The organism is Lysobacter enzymogenes (genome assembly GCF_900106525.1).
Classification (GTDB): domain Bacteria; phylum Pseudomonadota; class Gammaproteobacteria; order Xanthomonadales; family Xanthomonadaceae; genus Lysobacter; species Lysobacter enzymogenes.
Genome location: NZ_FNOG01000021.1, coordinates 1 through 2,500, shown reverse-complemented (window position 1 = coordinate 2,500; position 2,500 = coordinate 1). Strand labels below are relative to the sequence as shown.

The following is a 2,500-nucleotide window of genomic DNA, read 5'->3' as shown; positions in this document are numbered from 1 at the left end:
GTTATGGCTAGGGGGTCATTGCGACTTACCAAACCATGGCAAACTCCGAATACCAGTACGTACTATCCGGGAGACACACGGCGGGTGCTAACGTCCGTCGTGAAAAGGGAAACAACCCAGACCCACAGCTAAGGTCCCAAATTCATCGCTAAGTGGTGAACGATGTGGAAAGGCACAGACAGCCAGGAGGTTGGCTTAGAAGCAGCCACCCTTTAAAGAAAGCGTAATAGCTCACTGGTCGAGTCGGTCTGCGCGGAAGATTTAACGGGGCTAAGCGATGAACCGAAGCTTGGGGTGCATACTTTGTATGCGCGGTAGAGGAGCGTTCCGTAAGCCGATGAAGGTGGATTGAGAAGTCTGCTGGAGGTATCGGAAGTGCGAATGCTGACATGAGTAACGATAATGCGGGTGAAAAGCCCGCACGCCGAAAGCCCAAGGTTTCCTTGCGCAACGTTAATCGACGCAGGGTGAGTCGGCCCCTAAGGCGAGGCAGAAATGCGTAGTCGATGGGAAGCAGGTTAATATTCCTGCACCTCGCGTAAGTGCGATGGAGGGACGGAGAAGGTTAGGCAGGCCAGGCGTTGGTTGTCCTGGTGAGAGAGTTGAGGCGGTCCCCTTAGGCAAATCCGGGGGGGCAACGTTGAGACTAAGGACCGGCCCATTAGGGCTAGGCTGCTGATATCACGCTTCCAGGAAAAGCTCCTAAGCTTCAGCTTACGCAGACCGTACCGTAAACCGACACAGGTGGGCAGGATGAGAATTCTAAGGCGCTTGAGAGAACTCGGGTGAAGGAACTAGGCAAAATAGCACCGTAACTTCGGGAGAAGGTGCGCCCTCCATGGTTAATAGCTAAGGGGGGCCGCAGTGACCAGGCCGCTGCGACTGTTTATCAAAAACACAGCACTCTGCAAACACGAAAGTGGACGTATAGGGTGTGACGCCTGCCCGGTGCTGGAAGGTTAATTGATGGGGTCAGCCGCAAGGCGAAGCTCTTGATCGAAGCCCCAGTAAACGGCGGCCGTAACTATAACGGTCCTAAGGTAGCGAAATTCCTTGTCGGGTAAGTTCCGACCTGCACGAATGGCGTAACGACAGCGGCGCTGTCTCCACCCGAGACTCAGTGAAATTGAAATCGCTGTGAAGATGCAGCGTTCCCGCGGCAAGACGGAAAGACCCCGTGAACCTTTACTATAGCTTTACATTGAACGTTGAGTTCGTCTGTGTAGGATAGGTGGGAGGCTATGAAACCATGGCGCTAGCTGTGGTGGAGCCATCCTTGAAATACCACCCTGTCGTGCTTGACGTTCTAACCTGGGCCCGTTATCCGGGTCGGGGACCATGTATGGTGGGTAGTTTGACTGGGGCGGTCTCCTCCCAAAGTGTAACGGAGGAGCACGAAGGTACGCTCAGCGCGGTCGGACATCGCGCACTGTGTGCAAAGGCATAAGCGTGCTTGACTGCAAGATCGACGGATCAAGCAGGTACGAAAGTAGGTCTTAGTGATCCGGTGGTTCTGTATGGAAGGGCCATCGCTCAACGGATAAAAGGTACTCCGGGGATAACAGGCTGATACCGCCCAAGAGTTCATATCGACGGCGGTGTTTGGCACCTCGATGTCGGCTCATCACATCCTGGGGCTGTAGTCGGTCCCAAGGGTATGGCTGTTCGCCATTTAAAGTGGTACGCGAGCTGGGTTCAGAACGTCGTGAGACAGTTCGGTCCCTATCTGTCGTGGGCGTTGGAGATTTGAGAGGGGCTGCTCCTAGTACGAGAGGACCGGAGTGGACGAACCTCTGGTGTTCCGGTTGTCACGCCAGTGGCACTGCCGGGTAGCTATGTTCGGAAGCGATAACCGCTGAAAGCATCTAAGCGGGAAGCGCGCCTCAAGATGAGATCTCCCGGGAGCTTGACTCCCCTAAAGGAACCATCAAGACTAGGTGGTTGATAGGCAGGGTGTGTAAGTGCAGCAATGCATTGAGCTAACCTGTACTAATGATCCGTGTGGCTTGACCATATAACCTCAAGTTGCCTTGGTCTCTATGTGACACGTCACTAGACGTTCCTTACCAAAACACTGACTCGCTACATTCCAATCTATTCGCCGACAACGGGGTTCATTCCGTTGAAAGCACCCAACGAGAGCGTGTGCGCTACTTCAATACACCGAAGCCAGCGACCCTCCACCCTCTCCCTGGTGATAATAGCTGTGTGGAACCACCCGATCCCATCCCGAACTCGGAAGTGAAACGCATATGCGCCGATGGTAGTGTGGCTTAAGCCATGCAAGAGTAGGTCATCGCCAGGGGCTTTACCCTGAAGGCCGGATCCGAAAGGATCCGGCCTTCTTCTTTTGCGCGACATAAAACCCATCCGAGAGCGACGTGCAGTAACCCGCGCAATATCGAGCGGCGCTTGGCACTGCCGGCGTGGGCTACGGGCCGTTCGCGGGCGGGAATCGCGACGAGCCCGCCAACCGCTTCGGTCGGATGCAGATAATCCA

General features: G+C 54.9%; 2 rRNA genes (1 of these 2 cut by a window edge). Both read left to right on the top strand.

The window, feature by feature from the left end:
• A 23S ribosomal RNA gene (locus tag BLU84_RS25325) occupies window positions 1-2,014 on the top strand; it begins 850 nt to the left of the window's first position.
• 176 nt (window positions 2,015-2,190) lie between these two features.
• Window positions 2,191-2,305: ribosomal RNA gene (gene rrf, locus BLU84_RS25320) — 5S ribosomal RNA — on the top strand.
• The last annotated feature ends 195 nt before the right edge of the window (window positions 2,306-2,500 follow it).